Below are 18579 nucleotides of genomic sequence, written 5' to 3' on the forward strand. Positions count from 1 at the left end.
GGATATTCTGGTTAATATGCCATAAGGCATCGCAGTGCTCAGTGTAGACCATCACGAACGCGAGTGGGTAAGGTTAAATTATTGAAAGCGTTTGTTTCTGGATAAGAATATCGTTAATCGGCCGCGCACCCGGGATGCGTCCGGCGACGCGGCGGCGGCCGGACCGGCTGCCGGCAAAGCGCCTTTCTCATTATGTTCACATTGACGCCGCTCCGGGCGTATATTCATTATCCATATGCGCCAGTTTACATGAGTCCGTATCCCATCCGTGGGTATAAAATCAGTTTGCTTCGCAGAGAAAAGGATATCGTTATGCCGCACACTTCGCCTTATCTATCGCATGCGTTTTTAGAACGGCTTACCGCCATCGTCGGTAAGCGTCATGTCCTGACCGATAGCCGCCAGACCCAGCGTTATTGCAAGGGATTCCGCTCCGGCAGCGGCCCGGCCCTGGCGGTGGTGCTTCCCGACTCGCTGCTCTCGCTGTGGCGGGTGCTGGAAGCCTGCGTGGCCGCCGACAAAGTGATTATCATGCAGGCGGCCAATACCGGCCTGACCGAAGGCTCCACGCCCAACGGCGCCGACTACGATCGCGAGGTGGTGGTGGTCAGCACCCGGCGCCTGGATGGCGTACAACTGATCGACGAGGGCCGGCAGGCAGTGGCCCTGGCGGGCAGTACGCTTTATACGCTGGAAAAGGCGTTGAAGCCCCTGAAGCGGGAACCGCATTCGGTTATCGGCTCCTCATGTCTCGGGGCGTCGGTCATCGGCGGCATTTGCAATAATTCCGGCGGATCGCTGGTCAAGCGCGGCCCGGCCTATACCGAAATGGCGCTGTTTGCGCAACGAGATGAAGACGGCCAATTGCGGCTGGTCAACCATTTAGGCATCGATTTGGGCGCCACGCCGGAGCAGATCCTCACCCGCCTGGAGAACCGGCAATATTCGGCGACGGACGTTCAACCGGCCGGGCATGCCTGCTCCGATCATGATTACGCCGAACGGGTGCGCCAGGTGGATGCCGCCACCCCGTCGCGATTTAACGCCGACCAGCGCCGGCTGTTCGAGGCGTCGGGCAGCGCCGGTAAGGTGGCGGTGTTCGCCGTGCGCCTGGATACGTTTCCCGCCGAGGAACGCCAGCAGGTCTTCTACATCGGCACCAACGACCCGCAGGTCCTGGCCCGGCTGCGCCGCGACGTCCTGTCCGGCTTCGCCAACCTGCCGGTGGCGGGCGAGTATATGCATCGCGATTGTTACGATATCAGCGCCACCTACGGCAAAGACACCTTTATCATGATTAACCGGCTCGGCACCGACCGGATGCCGTGGCTGTTCCAGCTAAAAGGCCGTATCGACGCCACGCTGAACGCCCAGGCCTGGCTGCCGCCGCAGCTCAGCGATCGTTTCCTGCAGTTGGCAAGCCGCCTGTGGCCGCAGCATTTGCCGCCGCGCATGACGGCGTTCCGCGAGCGTTATGAGCATCATCTGCTGCTGAAAATGTCCGGCGACGGCATTAACGAGGCCGAGGCCTACCTGAAAAACTTTTTTGCCGTGGAGCCGGGGGATTATTTTATCTGCACCGACGACGAGGGCGGCAAGGCTTTCCTGCACCGTTTCGCCGCCGCCGGGGCCGCGGTGCGCTATCATGCGGTACACAGCGATGAGGTGGAGGATATCCTGGCCCTGGATATTGCCCTGCCGCGCAATGAAACCCAGTGGTTCGAAACCCTGCCGCCGGACATTGACCGGCAACTGGTGGCCAAGCTTTATTACGGTCATTTCATGTGCCACGTCTTTCATCAGGATTATATTGTGCGTAAGGGGGTCGACAGCCATGCGTTGAAAGCACGGATGCTGGCGTTGCTTAATCAACGCGGCGCCGAATATCCGGCCGAACACAACGTTGGCCATCTTTACCAGGCCAAGCCGCAGCTGGCGGCGTTCTACCGGCAGATCGATCCCACCAATACCTTTAATCCCGGCATCGGCAAGACCTCCAGGCTAAAGCTTTGGCGCGAGCCCGGCGCGGAGCAAAAGCAGCCCTGACGGCGACGCTTTCCGCCCCCGGGCGTGCGCCGCCTTCACGGGGGGCTTGGCAAGCGCGATGACCTTTGCAATACTGCTTGGCAGTGTTACAAGTCATGATCGGTCTATACAGGCGTTGACAATCCGTTATGCGGCGCCGTCCGATGCCCGATGGCAAGGCCGGCCGCGCTTCAGCGGCAATCGTGATATTCAGGGACGATCGGTTCTTCATTTTTCAACAAGGCATCGACTCTGTTATGAAATATGTCATCGTGGGTACAGGTAACATCAGCCGCACCTATCTCAAGGCGCTGGACGCATTGCCGGCAAGCGAAGCTGTGGGGTATATATCCCGCAGCAAAGCGGCGGGCGCTACCGTTGGCGCATTACCTTGCTGGCCGGCGCTGGCGCAAGTCGATCGGCCGTTTGACGCCGTTATCGTCACCACGCCCAACGCACTGCATCATCAAAGCGCCATCGAGGCCGCGCAGTTGGGCAAGCATGTGCTGGTGGAAAAACCGCTGGATATCACCCAGGCCGCCATGGACGATATGATAAGGGTTGCCGCGCGGCACCAGGTGGTGTTGGCCGTGAGCTACCAGCGCCGCACCAATCCGGACAACCGGGCCATTAAACGCCTGCTTGAGCAGCAGGCGTTCGGCCGAATCTATTCCGCCGACCTGAGCTGCCGCTTCTGGCGCGATCAGGCGTATTACGACAGCGCGGCCTACCGCGGCACCTACGCCGTTGACGGCGGCGGGGTCTTTATCCAGCAGGCCAGCCATAATATCGATAACTACATCTGGTTTTTCGGCATGCCGGAACGGGTGCAGGGAGAGCTTGACACCTTCGCGCACCAGATGGAGGCCGAAGATCACGGCGCCGTGGTGTTGCGCCATGCCGACGGCATGATCGGCACCATCGTCGCCTCCACCTGCGCCCCGCCGGGATACCCTCCGCGCCTGGAGGTCAGCTGTGAAAAAGGCACCTTTACCCTGCTGAACGACCGGATCAGCGCCTGGCACATCGCCGGCCTCGACAATCCGGCGGAGCAGGCGGAACCGGCGCCCGATGACGGCGCCAGCAACCCGGCGGTGACCGACACCTCCCGCCACGAAGCGGTGCTCGAGGATTTCGAGCGGGCGGTTACGCGGGGCGATACGCCGTTGGCCGCGGGCATAGATGCCCGGCGCGCTACCGACCTTATCCTGCGGATTTACCGCTGTCGGACGGAAAACCGTTGATGTTCCGGCTCAGAGCGGCCCGTATCGATGAGTTGAGCCGACTCACCGAGCTCTGCGTGCAGTCAACAGCCTTATTGGGCTATGACGACGCGTTGCGGCAATCCTGCCGCGATAAGCTGACTTTTCGCCCGGCAGATATGGAAAACTCGCTGATTTGCGTCGCCGAGGCCGGCAATGCCTTGCTTGGCGCCGCCCAGCTGCTGCTCCAGGATGAAATCGCCCTGCTCGAACGGTTGTTCGTGGCGCCGGACAACGCCAATACCGGCATCGGCAAAATGCTGTTCGGCTGGTCCATCAACGCCGCCCACCGGGCCGGCGCCGCACGGTTGCTCATTGATTGCCACCCCCTTGCCGCCGGCTTTTACCAGCGCATGGGCGCGCGCGCGGAGGGCACGGTCGACACCGGCCTGCTGCCCGGTCAGCCAACGCCGCGTTTTCGCATTACCCTGACCCCCTGCCGGGCCGCCGCCAGGTAGCGGCCCGGCAGGCCGGCGGGATGCGCGTATTGGGCAGCGGCTTACCACCCCACGACAGCAACGGAGCGTGACATCGTGTATCAATTGCATATTGCCAATAAAAATTATTCGTCCTGGTCGCTGCGTCCCTGGCTCTTGATGAAGACGCTGGATATTCCGTTTGACGAGGCGCTGCATCCTTTCCAGTCGGGCGACAATCACCCTCTTTTCGCGCATTTTTCGCCCTCCGGGCGGGTGCCGGTGCTGTATGACGGCGCCATGGCGGTATGGGACTCGCTGGCCATCGCCGAATACCTGGCGGATACCCATGCGGGCATCTGGCCGGAAGAACGCCAGGCCCGGGCCTGGGCGCGCTGCGCGGCGGCGGAAATGCATGCCGGGTTCGGCACGCTGCGCAGCCTATGCCCGATGAACTGCGGCGTGCGGGTGCGTTTGCGGGCGATTCCCGACGCCCTGCGCGCCGATCTGACGCGCCTGGATGCGTTGTGGCAACAGGGGCTTTCCCGTTTCGGCGGGCCGTATTTGGCGGGCCGCGAATTTAGCGCCGCGGATGCGTTTTTTGCCCCGGTGGTATTCCGGGTGCAGACCTACGACCTGCCGCTGTCGACCGCCGCGCAGGCATGGTGCCGCACCATGCTGGCGCTGCCCGCGCTGGCGCAATGGTATCAGGATGCGCTGGCCGAGAAGTGGCGCGAGGCCTCGCATGAGGAAGAGTCGGCGAACCAGGGAGAGATTATTGCGGATCTGCGCGGCCGGGCGGAGTAGCGCCGGCCGCGGTTGGCACCTTAATCGACCTGTTTGTCCCGATCGCCGGCGCCATTTTTCGCCGTTTGTCCGGACGGATGGGTTTTGGACTTCTTAAATGCCGTTTGGCCGGGCTTGGCGGCTTTGGTTTTTTTATACGCCGTCTGGCCGGGTTTGGCTTTACCGGCGGCGGCCGTTTGTCCGCGCCTGGCCTTGTGGGCGGCAGCCGTCTGGAGAGCGTTGGCGTTGCCGGCCTTTTTCGCCGTTTGCCCCGTCGCATGGCGTTTCAGCGCTTTATCGCCTGGCTGTTTATTATTGGCCAGGGCGCGATGGGCCGCGGGTTTATAGGCCGAGCGGGTGGAGCGCAGCGCCGGAGCTTTCGGATAGACCTGCGACGGCAGCGCCGTGGCCTGGCCGGTTTCCAGCCAATTGCGGATACGGCTGGCATCGGCAAAATGGGTATATTTACCGAAGGCGTCCAATACCACCAGTCCCACCGGGCGATGATTGATCACGGTGCGCATCACCAGGCAATGCCCCGCCGGATTGGTAAAGCCGGTTTTGGTTAACTGTATGGTCCAGTCCGGACGATAAACGAGATGATTGGTATTACGAAACGGCAGGGTATAGGACGGATTGCTGAACGTCGCCATGGTCTCGTGCGTCGTGCTGAGTTCGGTAAGCATCGGGTATTGCTGGCTGGCGATAAGCAATTTTGACAAATCGCGCGCCGTCGACACGTTATTGAATGACAAACCGGTAGGCTCGACATAATGGGTATTCATCATGCCCAATGAGCGCGCCTTGGCATTCATCGCGGCGATAAACGCCGAATAACCGCCGGGATAATGATGCGCCAGGCTGGCGGCGGCCCGATTTTCCGAAGACATCAGCGCCAGCAGCAGCATATTGCGCCGGCTAATTTCGCTGCCTACGCGCACCCTTGAAAACACCCCCCTTAATTCCGGCGTTTCATGGATATCCACGGAAATTATTTCATCCATGGGCTGCTGCGCGTCCAATACCACAATGGCGGTCATCAGCTTCGACAGCGAGGCAATAGGCACCACTTTATCCGCATTGGAAGAATAAAGCAGGTGATTATCCGTCATATCAAAAACAATCGCGCTGCCGGAGGCAATTACCAGCGGCGAAACCAGGGGCGCCGCCTGTGCGTCGACGGCGGCCTGTGCATCGTTAATCATCACATTTGTAAGCGTTAAAAGAGACACGCCAAAACAAGCGACACGAAAAAAAGATAACATTAGCCATTACCTGAAAGATACTGCGGGACCGCAGTTGATGACGACATAGTATATCCGATTCTCCCCAAACGAAAATCGCTTAACGCCTGTATTTTTTTGTCACCAAAAAAGGCGGCGCCTTGATTGACAACTTTCAGCATTGCGCAACATCGCAGAAGATATTATTTCACCATAATTAATCAATTAATGACCTATTAATGAATAACAAACAGGCAATATTCAGCGATATCGCCCGCCAATTTTGCTTAGCGGGCGATCGGCGGGGAATAGCGGCAATTGCCCGGCTTTTTTCCGGTAAACGGAGTTAATTACCTTTTACAGGCAATATGTTTATTCGGGCCGCGGACGCGGGGCTTTTCTATTGACCAGTAGCAGGAAAAGCGCGCCGGCAATGATATGGCAGCCCCAGATGGTTATCCCCATGGTCACCGCCGACGTGCCGCCGATGCCGGTAATGGGGACGCTTACCGCCCCGAGGGCGAACATCGCCACGCCAATCATGGCGGAGGCGCTGCCGGCATTCTGGCCCTGGGTTTGCATCGCCAGTGAGGAGGCCAGCGTTCCGATCAGGCCGTTGATCATAACCGAAAAAAACAGGGCCGCCAGGATAAAGGACAGCGGCAAACCGAACAGGCCGCACAAGAGTAAAGCGGTGGAGGCCGTCCCCGCCACGCCCAGCCCCCAGGTCAGCACCCGGTATTCGCCGATCCTGGCGCTGGTGCGCGCGGCGATCTGCGAGGCGGCAATCAGGCCCAGGCCGTTGACGGCAAAACAAAAGCTGAAGTCCTGCGGGCTCAGGCCATAGAGCTGCTGCAAGACAAAGGGCGAGGCGCCGATATAGGCGAACATGCCCGCCATGCTGAACCCCTGCGTCAGGCACAGCCCCATAAACTGCCGCTGTCGCAGCAGGCGACCCAGGCCGCCGAAAACGCTGAGCAGCGGCGCCTGGCTGCGCCTGGCTGCGGGCAGGGTTTCTTCCAGCCGCCAGGCGCTGAGCGCCAGCAGCGCCGACGCCATCACCGCCAGCACGATAAACAATCCGCGCCAGTCCAGCCAGGCCAGCAGCGCGCCGCCCAGAACCGGAGCGCCGATGGGCGCCAGCCCGTTAACCAGCATCAGCAGGGCAAAAAACCGGGTCAGCGCAATGCCGCTGTACAAATCCCGCGCCACCGCGCGCGACAGTACCGCGCCGCCCGCGCCGGCCAGCCCCTGTACCAGCCGGGCGGCCAGCAGTTGGCCGATATTTTGCGCCAGCGCGCAGGCGATGGAGGCCAGCAGCAGTATTAGCAGGGAAAACAGCAGCGGTCTCATGCGCCCCAGCTTATCGCTGAGCGGGCCGAAAATAAGCTGCCCGGCCCCAAGGCCCAGCAGGCCGGCGGTGAGGCTCAGCTGCGCGGAGGCGGTATTAGTGGCAAGCGAGCCTGCCAATTGCGGCAGGGCGGGCAGGTAAAAATCGGTACATAAGGGGCCGAGCGCGGCCAGCGAGCCCAGCACCAGGGCATAACCAAGCTGTCGTTGTGCGAAAGCCATGAACGTGGATATCCTTTTTCCCGCCGGACAACCTCGGCCCGGCGCGGGCGACACCGTGCCGCCCCTGGCGTTTAATATAGCAGTTGCACAAGGGTAGTGGCGATATAGCTTCCCGGCCGATCGTCGCGGCCGGCCCTCATCCTGGCGTAAACGGTGTAGGTACGGGTTACCGTGGCGTTGGCCGCCAGGCTGTAGCCGTCGGTAATGGCCCCGCCGCCGCCGTTTCCCCACACCTGCTGGTAATTATCGGAGGTATAGAGCTGATAACCGGCGTTATGACCGCCGGCCGACATTTGCCGTTGCCCCTCCCCCGCCGGCCCGTCAAGCAAAATCCGGTAACTGACGTTGGCCGCCGCCGCGCCGGTGCGGCAGACCACGGTCAGGGTGGCGGTGGTCTGCCGCGTGGCGCCGTCGACCCCCGCCAGCGCGCCGAAACTCAGCGGCGTGGCGGCGATGGAACAATCGTAGGCCAGCGCCGGACCGGAAAACAGGGCGCAAAGCATAACGAACCAGGCACCCCTTACGCGTGTTAAAAACATATTCAGGCTCCCGTATTACAGGTCAGGGGGCCGATTTGCGGCAGCACATTGGCCTGGGGATGATAATCGAAGCTCAGGGTACAATCGGGCCTGCCCGACGTTTCGACCTTAAGCCGGTTGTGTTCCGCCAGATTCTCGAAAAACGTCTGGCCGTCGTAGCCGACCATGGCCTGGGCGCCGCTGTCCACCAGGGTCGCCACGCTGCCGAGCGGCAGGGGATGCCGCTGCGTGTCCACCAGCAGCAGGGTGGCGCCGCGGCTGCGGCGGATGGGAAAGCGGGCGATCACGCCGGCGCGATCGCCCGGCCTGACCATCAGCACGTCATTGGTGAGGGCGACATCCATCGGCACATCATTGGGGTCGACGGACAGGCGGTTGCTTTCGTAGGCGCGGATATCCTCGATAAACATCAGTCCATGGCCGTCGGTCTTGCCCACCGGGCGGTTTTCCTGCAGGACGGTTATGCCGGGTAAGCCGTCGGTATCCACCAGCGCGAAGCTGTCCTGAATGGTATTGGCGGCAAAAACATGACCGCCGATGGCCGCCAGGGAGCCGCGGGCGGAAGCCCGGACCGCGTGGCCGTCATTGCCCTGCTCGGCGTCGGCGCCGATAAGCCCCCAGTCGGCTTTATATTCCAGCCCGGCATTTTGCCGCGACACCGCGCCGTGCTGCTCAGCCAGGTTCCAGCCAATATCGCCGTGCCGTACCGCTGATTGCTGCGCCTGCAAGGTTTGCGTGCTGTCGCCCTGGCCGACGCTTACGCTGGTACTGATATTCGCCCGCGCGCCGAAAGGGATGGAGATGCCGGCAAACAGGCTATTGCCCTTATCGTAATCAAAATCATGTAATAGCGTGATATAGCCAAACGCCGCCAACACCGGCAGCGGGGCCGAATACGTGGCCGAGAGGGTCGAGGTTCTTATCCGTTGGGACTCATAATTATAACTGTTGTAGTAATTAACTAATTTGCGCGCATAGACCAGGCCGAACGAACCGTTGCCGGGATAGACCGGGAAACCAAGGCTGGCGCGCAGGGTGGTGCCGGCGGTATTGTCGCCATAGGCCGCGGCGATATCATAAAAGCCGGCATTCGCCCTGAGCGCGCTAAAGCCGTAGCTGAAGCTGTGCATCATATGGGAAAAACCGATGCCGTACTGCTGCCCCTGTTTTTCGCCATAACGACTGGCGGCCAGGGAACCGGACAATACCCCCGCATCGCCGATCAGCAAATTGGCGCCGCCGCCGCCCATCACCAGTTTTTGCGTGGCTTCCAGATGGGTCTCCAGCGTCACCGCCGGCCATACGCCCCGCCGGTAGCTCACCGAGGCCGCGCCGCCGGTATAATCGGCGGACCGGCTGGCATACTCACGCCGCACCGTGCCGGCTTCCACCGACAAGGACTCCAGTCCCTGTCTCAGCATCGCGTTGCTGGCGTAAAAAGGCAGGGTTTGCGTGGTCTGCCGGCCGTTGGCGTCCTTCACCACCATGGAGACGTCGCCGCCGCCGGTGGTTACCGGCAGCGAGGTGATGTCAAACGGCCCGGCATCCACCTGGCGGGTCATCTGATGCAGGCCGTTGACGTAGATATCCACCGACGACGGGACCGCCACCTCGCCGCTGATGCCCGGACGGGGGAACGTCACGAGATCGGGGCGCAGGCCGAAATTGGTGGTCATCTGCATGCCGCCCATGCGCACGGGACGGGTCCAGTCCAGGCCGCCGCTGATATAATCGCCGGCGTTCCAGGTACGCAGGGTGGCGACATCGGAATAGCTGTAGGTGCTTTCCAGCCGAACCGTGCGGTCGAGATAAGGACTATGGGTTTGAATGGCGCTGTTGGCCAGCACGCCGCTATCGCCGAACAGCCGCAGATCGCCCAGCAGGCTATGGCTCTCTTCGCCATGATACTCGGTCACCTGCCCGTCGTAGTTCAGCACCGCGCCCCGATCGCTGTGGGGCGCGCTGTCGTCCGGGGAAAGGCTATCCGACGAAAACTGCTGGGCAATCTGGTCGCCGGACGGCACCTGTAAAAACAGCATCTGGGCGTTTTCATCCAGCCGCCAGGTCCAGCCCTGGATGCTGTTTAGCGCAATCAGGCCGCCGCCGGTGTCGGTATAGGAGCCGGTGAGTTTCAGCCCGGAGGCGGTAATCTGCGCGCGGGTCAGCAGCAGGGCGCCCGGCTTGCCGGCGACTTCCTGGATATTATCGTGGATGCGTCCGTTAACCACGACATTGAGCAACAGGCTTTGGCCGGCATCTGCCGCGGGCGCCGTTTCAGCGCCCCACGCCAGTATCGGCCATAGCAGCGCCAGGGCCAGCATGCGGCCTGGCTGGCGACGCCGCCCGGCGGCTGTCAATGCGTCGGGCCGACATTGACCCATTGATCCGATTTATCCTGGGGACCGGGGTTTTGCACATGTATCCGGGTCCCGGTGGTCAAGACATGTTTGGGATCGCTGATAAGCCAGTGCTGTTGATTGCCCGCCAGGATATAGGGCATGCCGGGGCCGGTCAGCTTCAAGCGTTCGCCGCCGACGGTGGTGGCGCTCACGTTATAGAGCATACTGTGTTTAAGGCCCAGGTTATTCGCCACCAGCATCATGCCGTCGCCCTGGCGCTCAATCCGCCACTGCACATCCGCCGCCGCCGGCTCCGCGCTCAGGGAAAATACCGGCACGGTAAAGCGTATCGCCAGTTGCACTTTCGCGTTGGCGCGATCGGGGATCTGATCAAAAATAATACGATAGGATTCCTCGCCTTTGCTTGCCGGCTCGCGCAGCAGCAGCCTGACGGTTTGTGATTTTCCGGCGGGAATAGTGGCGAACGGCGGGCTTACCGACAGTTTGTTGGTGCTGACGAAGCTGTCGTTATTACCCTTTTGCACCCAGCTGTATCCCCGGATCTGGATAACGCTTGGGGTATCGGCATTATTGGTCAGGGTAAAACTGGCGGATCGGTGCGCGGACGACAGATCCTGACGGATGGGAACGATAGCCAATGCCTGCGCAGAAACCTGGGGCACGATGGCCCACAGGCTTGCCAGCATAAGCGCCCGGATAAAATGATTGTTACGGGGCATAGTGGCTGATCTTGTATTAATAGGTAACGGTTACGGCGACGGTATCGGTATAGTCACCGACCGCCGAGGTGAGCTGGTTGGCGGCGATTTCACCGTACACGGTAATATTCTGCTCACCGCCGGTGCCGACGCCCGCGACGGTATCGTCGCCGGTGGCTTCACCCCAGTTGGTGGTATGTTCGATATTCTGGTATAAGCCGTAGTTCAGCGTCGAGCCGGCCACTGAACCGGTCATGACGCGCACCGCGGTGGTGGCGTCGGTGCCGGTGCCCGCGCCCAGCGCAACCGTATACGGCGCCGCGTTAGAACAGGTCAGCGATAAGGTGGCGGTGGTATCTACCGCGTCGGTACCGGTATAGGCCGGGAATGCCATGGCGGTAGTGGCGATAGTACAGGCTGACTGCACCTCGGCGGTAACCGCGATATTGGTGGTGGCCGTACCGGCCGCGAAAGCGGAAGAAGCCACGGTGGCGCCGAGGCACAACAGAGACAAAGCACCGACTTTAAAAAGACGTTGGCTGGACATGATATTTCCTTGAAAGAAGCGATATGCGATATGAATGGATTTGGCGCGTTAAACCGGCCATTTCTCGCGGTTATTTTAACCGTTAAAAAGAAGGCGCGGTAATGTTAACCATCGCAAATCCGGACGGAACACCTGCTTTAACGGCCAAAACCATTAATAATCATTTTGTCTGCGGAAAATATTAACCATTGCGCGGGATAATGGCCGAATGGGAATAATAGCGGCTGGATTGACCATTATTTTACGCTAGCTTATATAGAATGAATTACAGTTTATATTTTGATTTTGCCGGTATTAACCAATGCGGTTACTCAACAACGGCGTTTTCCTGTAATTCCCGCAGCCAGGAGGGAATGGCGCGGCCGTCAAACAGGGCCGCATACAAGGGGTAATCAAGCGTGGGCGTAAGCGTGCCGGGCTGCGTGCGGTATTGGTGCGGGCTGACGTTAAAAAACTTGCGGAACATGCGCGCCAGTTGCTGGCCATCGTGCAATCCGCCGCGCCGGGCGATCTTGTCGATGGGCAAAGCGCTGTCGAGCAGTGCCTGACGCGCTAATTCCAACCGGAGCAGCAGCAAAAAAAGATACGGCGAATAGCCCACCTCGAGCGTGAAATGGCGGCGAAAACTGCGCTCGCTCATGGTCATGAACCGCGCCGATCGCTCCATGCTTAAATCCTCGTCAATATGCTTCAGCCACCAGAGCGTCACCCGATGGGCTATCGTGTCATGACGGGTGAATATCTGCGCCGTGACCGGGGTATTATCGCCGAGTCGCAGCATTCGTTCGCCGTCCTGGGTGGGACGAGCCAACGGCAACGGCCCTTTCAGCAGCAGCAACGCCAGTTCACGCAAATTGATATGTTCGCTGGTGGTCAGGATATTGCCGTCAATTTGCAGCGCCGCCGGCATATTGACATTGACCAGCGGATAATGCTCGGCAAGATACGGCGCCAGCGCGGAATGGGTGGTCGCCTGGCGATGGTCCAGCAGCCCGGCCGCCGCCAGGCGCAGCACGCCGGATCCAAGCGCGACGATCTGTCCGGCGCCGGGACAAGCCGCCTGCAGCCAGCGGGATAACAATTCATTGGGCGCGGCCGCGGCCGCCCGGGTACCGTGGGCGATGATCAGCAGATCGGGACTGAGCGGAACCGGCCCGCGCACCGTCAGCGTTTCCGCGTGGATTAACCGGCTGGCCGGCGAAGATATACGTCCGCCGACCGCCGAGTAGATCTGCGTAACGAAGTGTATTTTTTGTCCGCCGTGCCGTACGGCAAAATCGTTTAAGCCCGCCAGCATTTCCAGCAGCTTGACCATTTCGCCGAGAAAGCAGCCGGGATAGGTGAGGATAATCACCCGGCGCACCCGGCTGCGCCCGGGCAGGGCCAGCAACGCGCCCGCGGGGTCATCATCACGCAGGGGGAAGGCGGCGGCAATAGCGGGCATGGCGGTCTTGGTCATGATTAACGGTATCCCGCAGGGGGTGTCATTAACGGTTTGCCACGGTAACAATTGACAGACGGAGCAGTTCGTCAATACCCGGACGGTGAACTTCCTGTTAACGTAAATAATCCTTGTTACCCGGAAGCATGGCAGAAAAAATAGCGTAACAAACCCTGTTTAAATCAGCTTAAAAGATTGACTGGGCGCTTTTATTAATGCCATAAAAGTAAAGCACAGCGCCGTTTCAGGATAAAACAGCCGCCAGAAAAAAAATAAAACCATCGCCAACCCGCGTTTATATGGCGCACTGACGCAGGGTTATTTGGCTTAAATCCGGAAATTAATATGTGCCGTTCAGGCTCTGAATGCAATTAATTTATGATATAAAACAGACCAGAAAAGCATTATTGACTCTAAACGTCGTAGAAATGATATTTTTTAATCGTGTTTATTTTCAGGATGAGTAAAATCCTAAAACACCCCGGTTTACGCCTGCCTTTGCCACGGCGGCGACATGAGAATCGCAGCGCGTCATGGCCGGCATATAGCTCTTCGCCAGCGGCACCCTGACGCCCTGACATAAATTTTAACGCTTTTCCCATTTTTTGCCCGCGCGCGGGCTTTCTTTTTAAACCAAATAGGATAATTAATTGTTTTTTATAAGGTTATAAATCACCTGTTGACGCCCCCAAGGCAAGCACAGGAAAACCGCGACTTTTTTTCCCTTTGCTATAATTCGTTTCACTACCCCCTTAACCCCTTGTTTAACACCGGCGCAGCACTCCGCTGCCGATATTTTGATGAGGCCTATGGACAGCAATAACAATAGCGAATCCAATAACGCATTGCCCAGGCGCGCCGCCGCCCAAGGCGATGACCAACAAGGAAACGCCGGCCAGGCGGGCCGGCAATCACAAGACAGCGGCGACCTGACGCCAAAAAGTCAGGATCGGGCCGACCAGAACACCCGCAGGAATAACGACACAGGACGGGATAGCGCCGGCGGCGACAACGAGGCACACGGGGATGACGGCGACGGCGCGCAAGAAACGCAGCGCAAGCGCCCCGGTAAAAAACCGTTGATTATCCTTGGGGTGGTGGTGCTGATCCTGATTGTGGTCGGCCTCTATTTTTGGCTGACGACCCGCAACCAGGAAACCACCGATGATGCGTTTACCGAAAGCGACGCGGTGACCGTGGCGCCGAAAGTCGGCGGTTACGTGGTTAACCTGGCGGTCAGGGATAACCAGCGGGTGCATAAAGGCGACCTGCTGCTGCAAATCGATGCGCGGGATTATCGTGCCCAGCACGATCAGGCCCTGGCCCAGTTGGGGCTGGCCGAGGCGCAGCTTCACCAGGCCGAGGCGCAATTGGCGCTGTCCAGGGTGCAGTACCCGGCGCAACTGGCCCAGGCCCAGGCCCAACAGGCGCGGGCCGACGCCAATCTGCAAAATGCCGAAGCGGAATTCCGCCGCCAGCGCGGCGTGGATCCCCGCGCCACCACCCAGCAAAATATCGATACCGCCAGCGCCCAGGTGCGCGCCGCGCGCGCGGATGCCGCCAGCGCCCGCGCCCAGGTGGAGGTGGCCGCGCAGGTCGCCCTGCAGATCAACCAGGCCGAGGCCACGGTTGAAGCCCGGCAGCAGCAGGTACGACAGGCGAAGGCCCAGTTGGAAACCGCCGATCTGAACCTTTCCTATACCGATGTCCGCGCGCCGTTCGACGGCTATGTGACCCGGCGTAATGTCCAGCCCGGCATGCTGGTGCAGGCGGGTAGCGCCTTGTTTTCAGTGGTCTCGCCCGACATTTGGGTAATGGCGAACTTCAAAGAGTCGCAGCTCGAACGCATGCGCCCCGGCAATAAGGTGGAGATTACCGTCGACGCCTTTCCCGATATGAAGCTGCAGGGCCATGTGGACAGCGTGCAGCAGGGCACCGGCTCCCGCTTCTCGGCGTTCCCGGCGGAAAACGCCACCGGCAACTTCGTCAAGATCGTTCAGCGCGTGCCGGTGAAAATCGTTATCGACAGCGGACTGGACGCCAATACCCCCCTGCCCCTGGGCCTGTCGGTGGCGCCGAAGGTATTGCTGGAATGAGCGGTGAACGCAACTGGCAGCCGGCCAGCAATCCCTGGCTGGTGGCGATGGTGGTGACGCTGGCGGTGTTTATGGAAATCCTCGACACCACCATTGTCAACGTGGCCCTGCCCCACGTCGCCGGCACGCTGTCGTCCAGTTACGATGAATCCACCTGGGTGCTGACCTCCTATCTGGTGGCCAACGGCATCGTATTGCCTATTTCGGCGTTCCTCAGCCGGGTGTTCGGCCGTAAACAGTATTTCCTGTTGTGCATTGCCATGTTTACCCTGTGCTCGTTTCTGTGCGGTATCGCCACCGAGCTGTGGCAAATGATCCTGTTTCGCGTATTGCAGGGATTTTTCGGCGGCGGGCTGCAGCCGATCCAGCAATCGGTACTGCTGGATTATTTCAAGCCGGAAGATCGCGGCAAGGCGTTCGGCCTGTCGTCTATCGCCATCATCGTGGCGCCGGTGGTCGGTCCGACGCTCGGCGGCTGGATCACCGATAACTACAGCTGGCGTTGGGTGTTCCTGATCAATATCCCGGTCGGCGTGCTGACCCTGCTGGCCATTTACCAGTTGCTGGAGGATCCCCCCTGGGAGCGTAAGGTGAAAGGTAAAAAACTCAGCATCGACTTTACCGGCATCGGCCTGATTGCATTGGGCCTGGGCTGCCTGCAGGTAATGCTGGACCGCGGCGAGGACGACGACTGGTTCACCTCCGGTTTTATCCGGCTGTTCGCGCTGCTTACCGTCATCGGCATCGTCGGCGCCGTCTATTGGCTGTTGTATGCCAAAAAGCCGGTGGTGGATTTGCGCTGCCTGAAGGATCGTAATTTCGCCGTGGCCTGCCTGCTGATGGCCGGCATGGCCATGATCCTCTACGGCAGCTCGGTGGTGATGCCGCAACTGGCGCAACAGGAACTGGGTTATACCGCCACCCTGTCCGGGCTGGTGCTGTCGCCGGGGGCTATTCTGATTGTCCTGTCGATCCCGCTGGTATTAAAGCTGATGCCGATCGTGCAAACCCGCTGGCTGGTGGCCTTTGGCTTCCTGCTGCTGGCGCTGTCGTTTATCTATTCGCGCCATCTGGTGCCCAACGTAGACTTCAATACCCTGGTGATGATGCGCAGCGCGCAGTCCATCGGGCTGGGTTTCCTGTTTGTGCCGTTGACCACCGTCGCCTTCGTCACGCTGGCACCGCGGCTGAATGCAGACGCCTCGGCGCTGTTTACCATGTTCCGCAACGTGGCGGGGTCGGTGGGCATTTCGCTGTCCACCGCGGCCATCACCGAGCGATCCCAGGCCCATAGCGCCGCCATGGTGCATAATATGTCGCCGCTTAACGAACAGTTTCAACAGACGCTGAACCGCACCGCGGCGGCAATCCGCGATTTTTCCCACCAAATAGGCGATCCGATGCAGCTGGCGACCGGCCAGATGTATCAGCAGATGATATCCCAATCACGGATCCTGGCGTATATCGACGTCTTTTCCCTGTGCGCGGTGGTGGCGTTTATCCTTATACCTTTTTGTCTGTTGCTTTCGCCCGTCAAGAGCGAAGGCAATGCGGGAGCACATTGATATGCCGGTTTGTTTCCTGGCCGCCCGGCGGCGGCATCGCTCATTGATAGGGCGTTTCAGTCTCGGCGTGGCGCCGTTCGTCCTGGCCGCCTGCGCGGTAGGACCGGACTATCAGCCGCCCCATCCCGTCACCCCCGCCGCCTTTGCGCCGGCCGGCGATAAATCCGGCGCCGCGGTCACGCTGGCGTCGCAGCCGGACCCGTCCTGGTGGCGCAGTTTCAACGATCCGCAGCTCGACAGCCTGATCGCGCGCGCCATCGCCGGCAACCTTTCGCTGCAACAGGCGGTGCTGCGCATCGCCGGCGCGCGTGAACAAAGCGTGCAGGCGGGGGCGGCCGGTTTGCCCGCGGTAAACGCCAGCGCCAAGGCTACCCGGCAGCAGTTGGGCCTGAAGGGTGAACTTGAATCCTCCGGCGTCAACCTCAGCGATGAAAATACCAGCCCGGAGATTGCCTCAGGGCTGGATAGCCTGTTCAGGCCGGTCAATCTTTACCAGGGCAGTTTCGACGCCAGCTGGGAAATTGATCTGTGGGGCCGGGTACGTCGCTCGGTGGAGGCGGCGAACGCCCAAACCCAGGCCGCGGTCGAGGGACGCAACGACGCGCTGGTCTCGCTGGAGGCGGAGGTGGCGCGGACTTACCTGCAGTTGCGCGGCGCGCAGAGCGTGGCCGCTACCCTGGAAACACAAATTGCGGTGGCCCAGCAATCGGCGGAACTGACGCGCAGCCAGCAGCAGCACGGCCTGGCCCCGCAGTATGACGTGGAAAACGCCAACGCCCAGCTTGGTTCGCTGCGGGCGCAACTGCCCCAGTATGAAGCGCAGCAGCGCCAGGCCATGAACGGCCTGGCGGTGCTGCTGGGCCAGCCTCCCGGCACCCTGGATCACGAGCTGGCGCCCGTCAAACCCCTGCCGGCGGTTCCCGCGGCGGTGCCGGTGGGCGTGCCATCGACGCTGGCGCGCCGGCGGCCGGATATCCGCCAGGCGGAAGCCAACCTGCATGCGGCCACCGCCAATATCGGGGTTTCGGTGGCGCAGTTGTTTCCCGATCTGTCATTGACCGGGCAGTTCGGGATGCGCAATACCGATGCGGACTACCTCACCCACTGGAGCAGCCATTTTTACAGCTTTGGTCCCCAGGTTTCCCTGCCGATATTCCAGGGCGGCCGGCTGGTGGCCAGCGTGAAACTGTCGCGCGTACAGCAGGCCAATGAAGCGCTTGCCTATCGCCAGGCAGTGTTGACCGCCCTGCAGGATGTGGAAAATGCCCTGGTCAGCTACCGCACCGATCGGCAGCGGGTCGAGGGGCTGGAGCAAACGGCCGCCTCGTTGCAGAATGCCTTCGATCTCGCCAGCGCCAGCTATCGCCAGGGCATCAGCACTTTTATCAACGTGCTGGACGCCCAGCGGCAGCTGGCGCAGGCCCGGCAGCAGGCGGCCAGCGCGCGGGTGCAGACCGGCACAGATCTGGTGGCGTTATATAAAGCGCTCGGCGGCGGCTGGGAGCCGTATCAGAATATGACGCTGCCCGACTACCCGGTTTTTGGTCCGGCGGAGTCGGGAAACGCGCCGGTGCAATTGACTAATAAATCGCCACAATCTTAGGCGCAAGCACAAATCGGCCTAAAAATGTGTCTTGGATCACATATTTTTGTAGCGCAATGCAACCAAACAGGAGAAAATTACACCATCTTACAAATGGGGGGTGGGTTGTCATGGGTACTCTTGCCGCAGGCTTCGTGATGATGCGCTGGGAATTGCTCAGCGCGGTGATGATGTTTTTCGCCAGCACGTTAAATGTCTTTTGCCGTAAAAGCAGCCACAATGCGCTGGCGTTTATTTTCAGCGGCGTCGGCATCAGCATGGCCTGCTGGTTTGTCACCGGACTGCTGGGTATCACGCTGTCGGTTGAAATGGTCTCCTGGCGCGAAGCCTGGGATAACCTGAAAGATATCGCCACGTATGTGGTTTCCCATACGCCGCCGGAATGGCAGGTAAACTGACCGTCTCCGCCGGCCGTCCCCGGGCGGGGTAGTAGCGCTGACCGCTCC

14 protein-coding genes and 1 pseudogene are annotated in these 18579 nt (G+C 60.4%); 8 read left to right on the forward strand and 7 right to left on the reverse strand.

The annotated features are described in order from the left end of the window. The first annotated feature begins 312 nt into the window (after window positions 1-312). The 4 genes from dld (at window position 313) to ABUK12_RS09110 (ending at window position 4510) form a co-directional block, all read left to right on the forward strand. Window positions 313-2046, forward strand: a complete 1734-nt coding sequence (gene dld, locus ABUK12_RS09095; RefSeq protein ID WP_410015970.1) for a D-lactate dehydrogenase — start codon at window positions 313-315, stop codon at window positions 2044-2046. Between the two features lie 236 nt (window positions 2047-2282). Further along, a complete protein-coding gene (locus tag ABUK12_RS09100; protein ID WP_410015971.1) occupies window positions 2283-3269 on the forward strand; it encodes a Gfo/Idh/MocA family protein in 987 nt (328 codons plus the stop codon). Beyond that, window positions 3269-3745 carry a GNAT family N-acetyltransferase gene (locus ABUK12_RS09105; RefSeq protein ID WP_410015972.1) on the forward strand — a complete coding sequence of 159 codons (477 nt, stop codon included), beginning with the start codon at window positions 3269-3271 and terminating at the stop codon, window positions 3743-3745. The genes ABUK12_RS09100 and ABUK12_RS09105 overlap by 1 nt, the downstream gene beginning before the upstream one ends. A gap of 75 nt (window positions 3746-3820) precedes the next feature. Next, a complete protein-coding gene (locus tag ABUK12_RS09110) occupies window positions 3821-4510 on the forward strand; it encodes a glutathione S-transferase family protein (protein WP_410015973.1) in 690 nt (229 codons plus the stop codon). A gap of 371 nt (window positions 4511-4881) precedes the next feature. Here the strand turns inward: ABUK12_RS09110 and pbpG are convergent. The 7 genes and pseudogenes from pbpG to ABUK12_RS09145 form a co-directional block, all read right to left on the reverse strand. Then, window positions 4882-5694, reverse strand: a pseudogene (gene pbpG / locus ABUK12_RS09115) (D-alanyl-D-alanine endopeptidase); the annotation flags it as partial. Between the two features lie 390 nt (window positions 5695-6084). Further along, window positions 6085-7284, reverse strand: coding sequence for a multidrug effflux MFS transporter (locus ABUK12_RS09120; protein ID WP_410015974.1), 1200 nt, complete (start codon window positions 7282-7284; stop codon window positions 6085-6087). 71 nt (window positions 7285-7355) lie between these two features. Continuing rightward, entirely contained in the window at window positions 7356-7823 is a 468-nt protein-coding gene (locus ABUK12_RS09125; RefSeq protein ID WP_410015975.1) for a spore coat protein U domain-containing protein, read from the reverse strand. A gap of 2 nt (window positions 7824-7825) precedes the next feature. Continuing rightward, complete coding sequence (locus tag ABUK12_RS09130) at window positions 7826-10204, reverse strand: fimbria/pilus outer membrane usher protein (protein ID WP_410015976.1); 2379 nt, start codon at window positions 10202-10204, stop codon at window positions 7826-7828. Further along, window positions 10177-10902 (reverse strand): molecular chaperone, encoded by a 726-nt coding sequence (locus ABUK12_RS09135; protein ID WP_410015977.1) that lies wholly within the window; start codon window positions 10900-10902, stop codon window positions 10177-10179. Before ABUK12_RS09135 ends, ABUK12_RS09130 begins: the two co-directional genes overlap by 28 nt. Before the next feature lie 16 nt (window positions 10903-10918). Next, window positions 10919-11428 carry a spore coat U domain-containing protein gene (locus ABUK12_RS09140; RefSeq protein ID WP_410015978.1) on the reverse strand — a complete coding sequence of 170 codons (510 nt, stop codon included), beginning with the start codon at window positions 11426-11428 and terminating at the stop codon, window positions 10919-10921. A gap of 307 nt (window positions 11429-11735) precedes the next feature. Next, a complete protein-coding gene (locus tag ABUK12_RS09145) occupies window positions 11736-12887 on the reverse strand; it encodes a helix-turn-helix domain-containing protein (protein ID WP_410015979.1) in 1152 nt (383 codons plus the stop codon). A gap of 791 nt (window positions 12888-13678) precedes the next feature. Here ABUK12_RS09145 and ABUK12_RS09150 point away from each other — a divergent pair. The 4 genes from ABUK12_RS09150 to ABUK12_RS09165 all read left to right on the forward strand — a co-directional run bounded on the left by ABUK12_RS09150 (window position 13679) and on the right by ABUK12_RS09165 (window position 18531). After that, window positions 13679-14965, forward strand: a complete 1287-nt coding sequence (locus ABUK12_RS09150; protein ID WP_410015980.1) for an efflux RND transporter periplasmic adaptor subunit — start codon at window positions 13679-13681, stop codon at window positions 14963-14965. Further along, window positions 14962-16530, forward strand: a complete 1569-nt coding sequence (locus ABUK12_RS09155; RefSeq protein WP_410015981.1) for a DHA2 family efflux MFS transporter permease subunit — start codon at window positions 14962-14964, stop codon at window positions 16528-16530. Before ABUK12_RS09150 ends, ABUK12_RS09155 begins: the two co-directional genes overlap by 4 nt. A gap of 1 nt (window position 16531) precedes the next feature. Next, window positions 16532-18133 (forward strand): efflux transporter outer membrane subunit, encoded by a 1602-nt coding sequence (locus ABUK12_RS09160; RefSeq protein WP_410015982.1) that lies wholly within the window; start codon window positions 16532-16534, stop codon window positions 18131-18133. Between the two features lie 110 nt (window positions 18134-18243). After that, complete coding sequence (locus tag ABUK12_RS09165) at window positions 18244-18531, forward strand: YjcB family protein (protein ID WP_410015983.1); 288 nt, start codon at window positions 18244-18246, stop codon at window positions 18529-18531. Window positions 18532-18579: the final 48 nt, after the last annotated feature.

This window comes from Sodalis sp. C49, from assembly GCF_046352915.1.
Classification (GTDB): Bacteria; Pseudomonadota; Gammaproteobacteria; order Enterobacterales; family Enterobacteriaceae; genus Acerihabitans.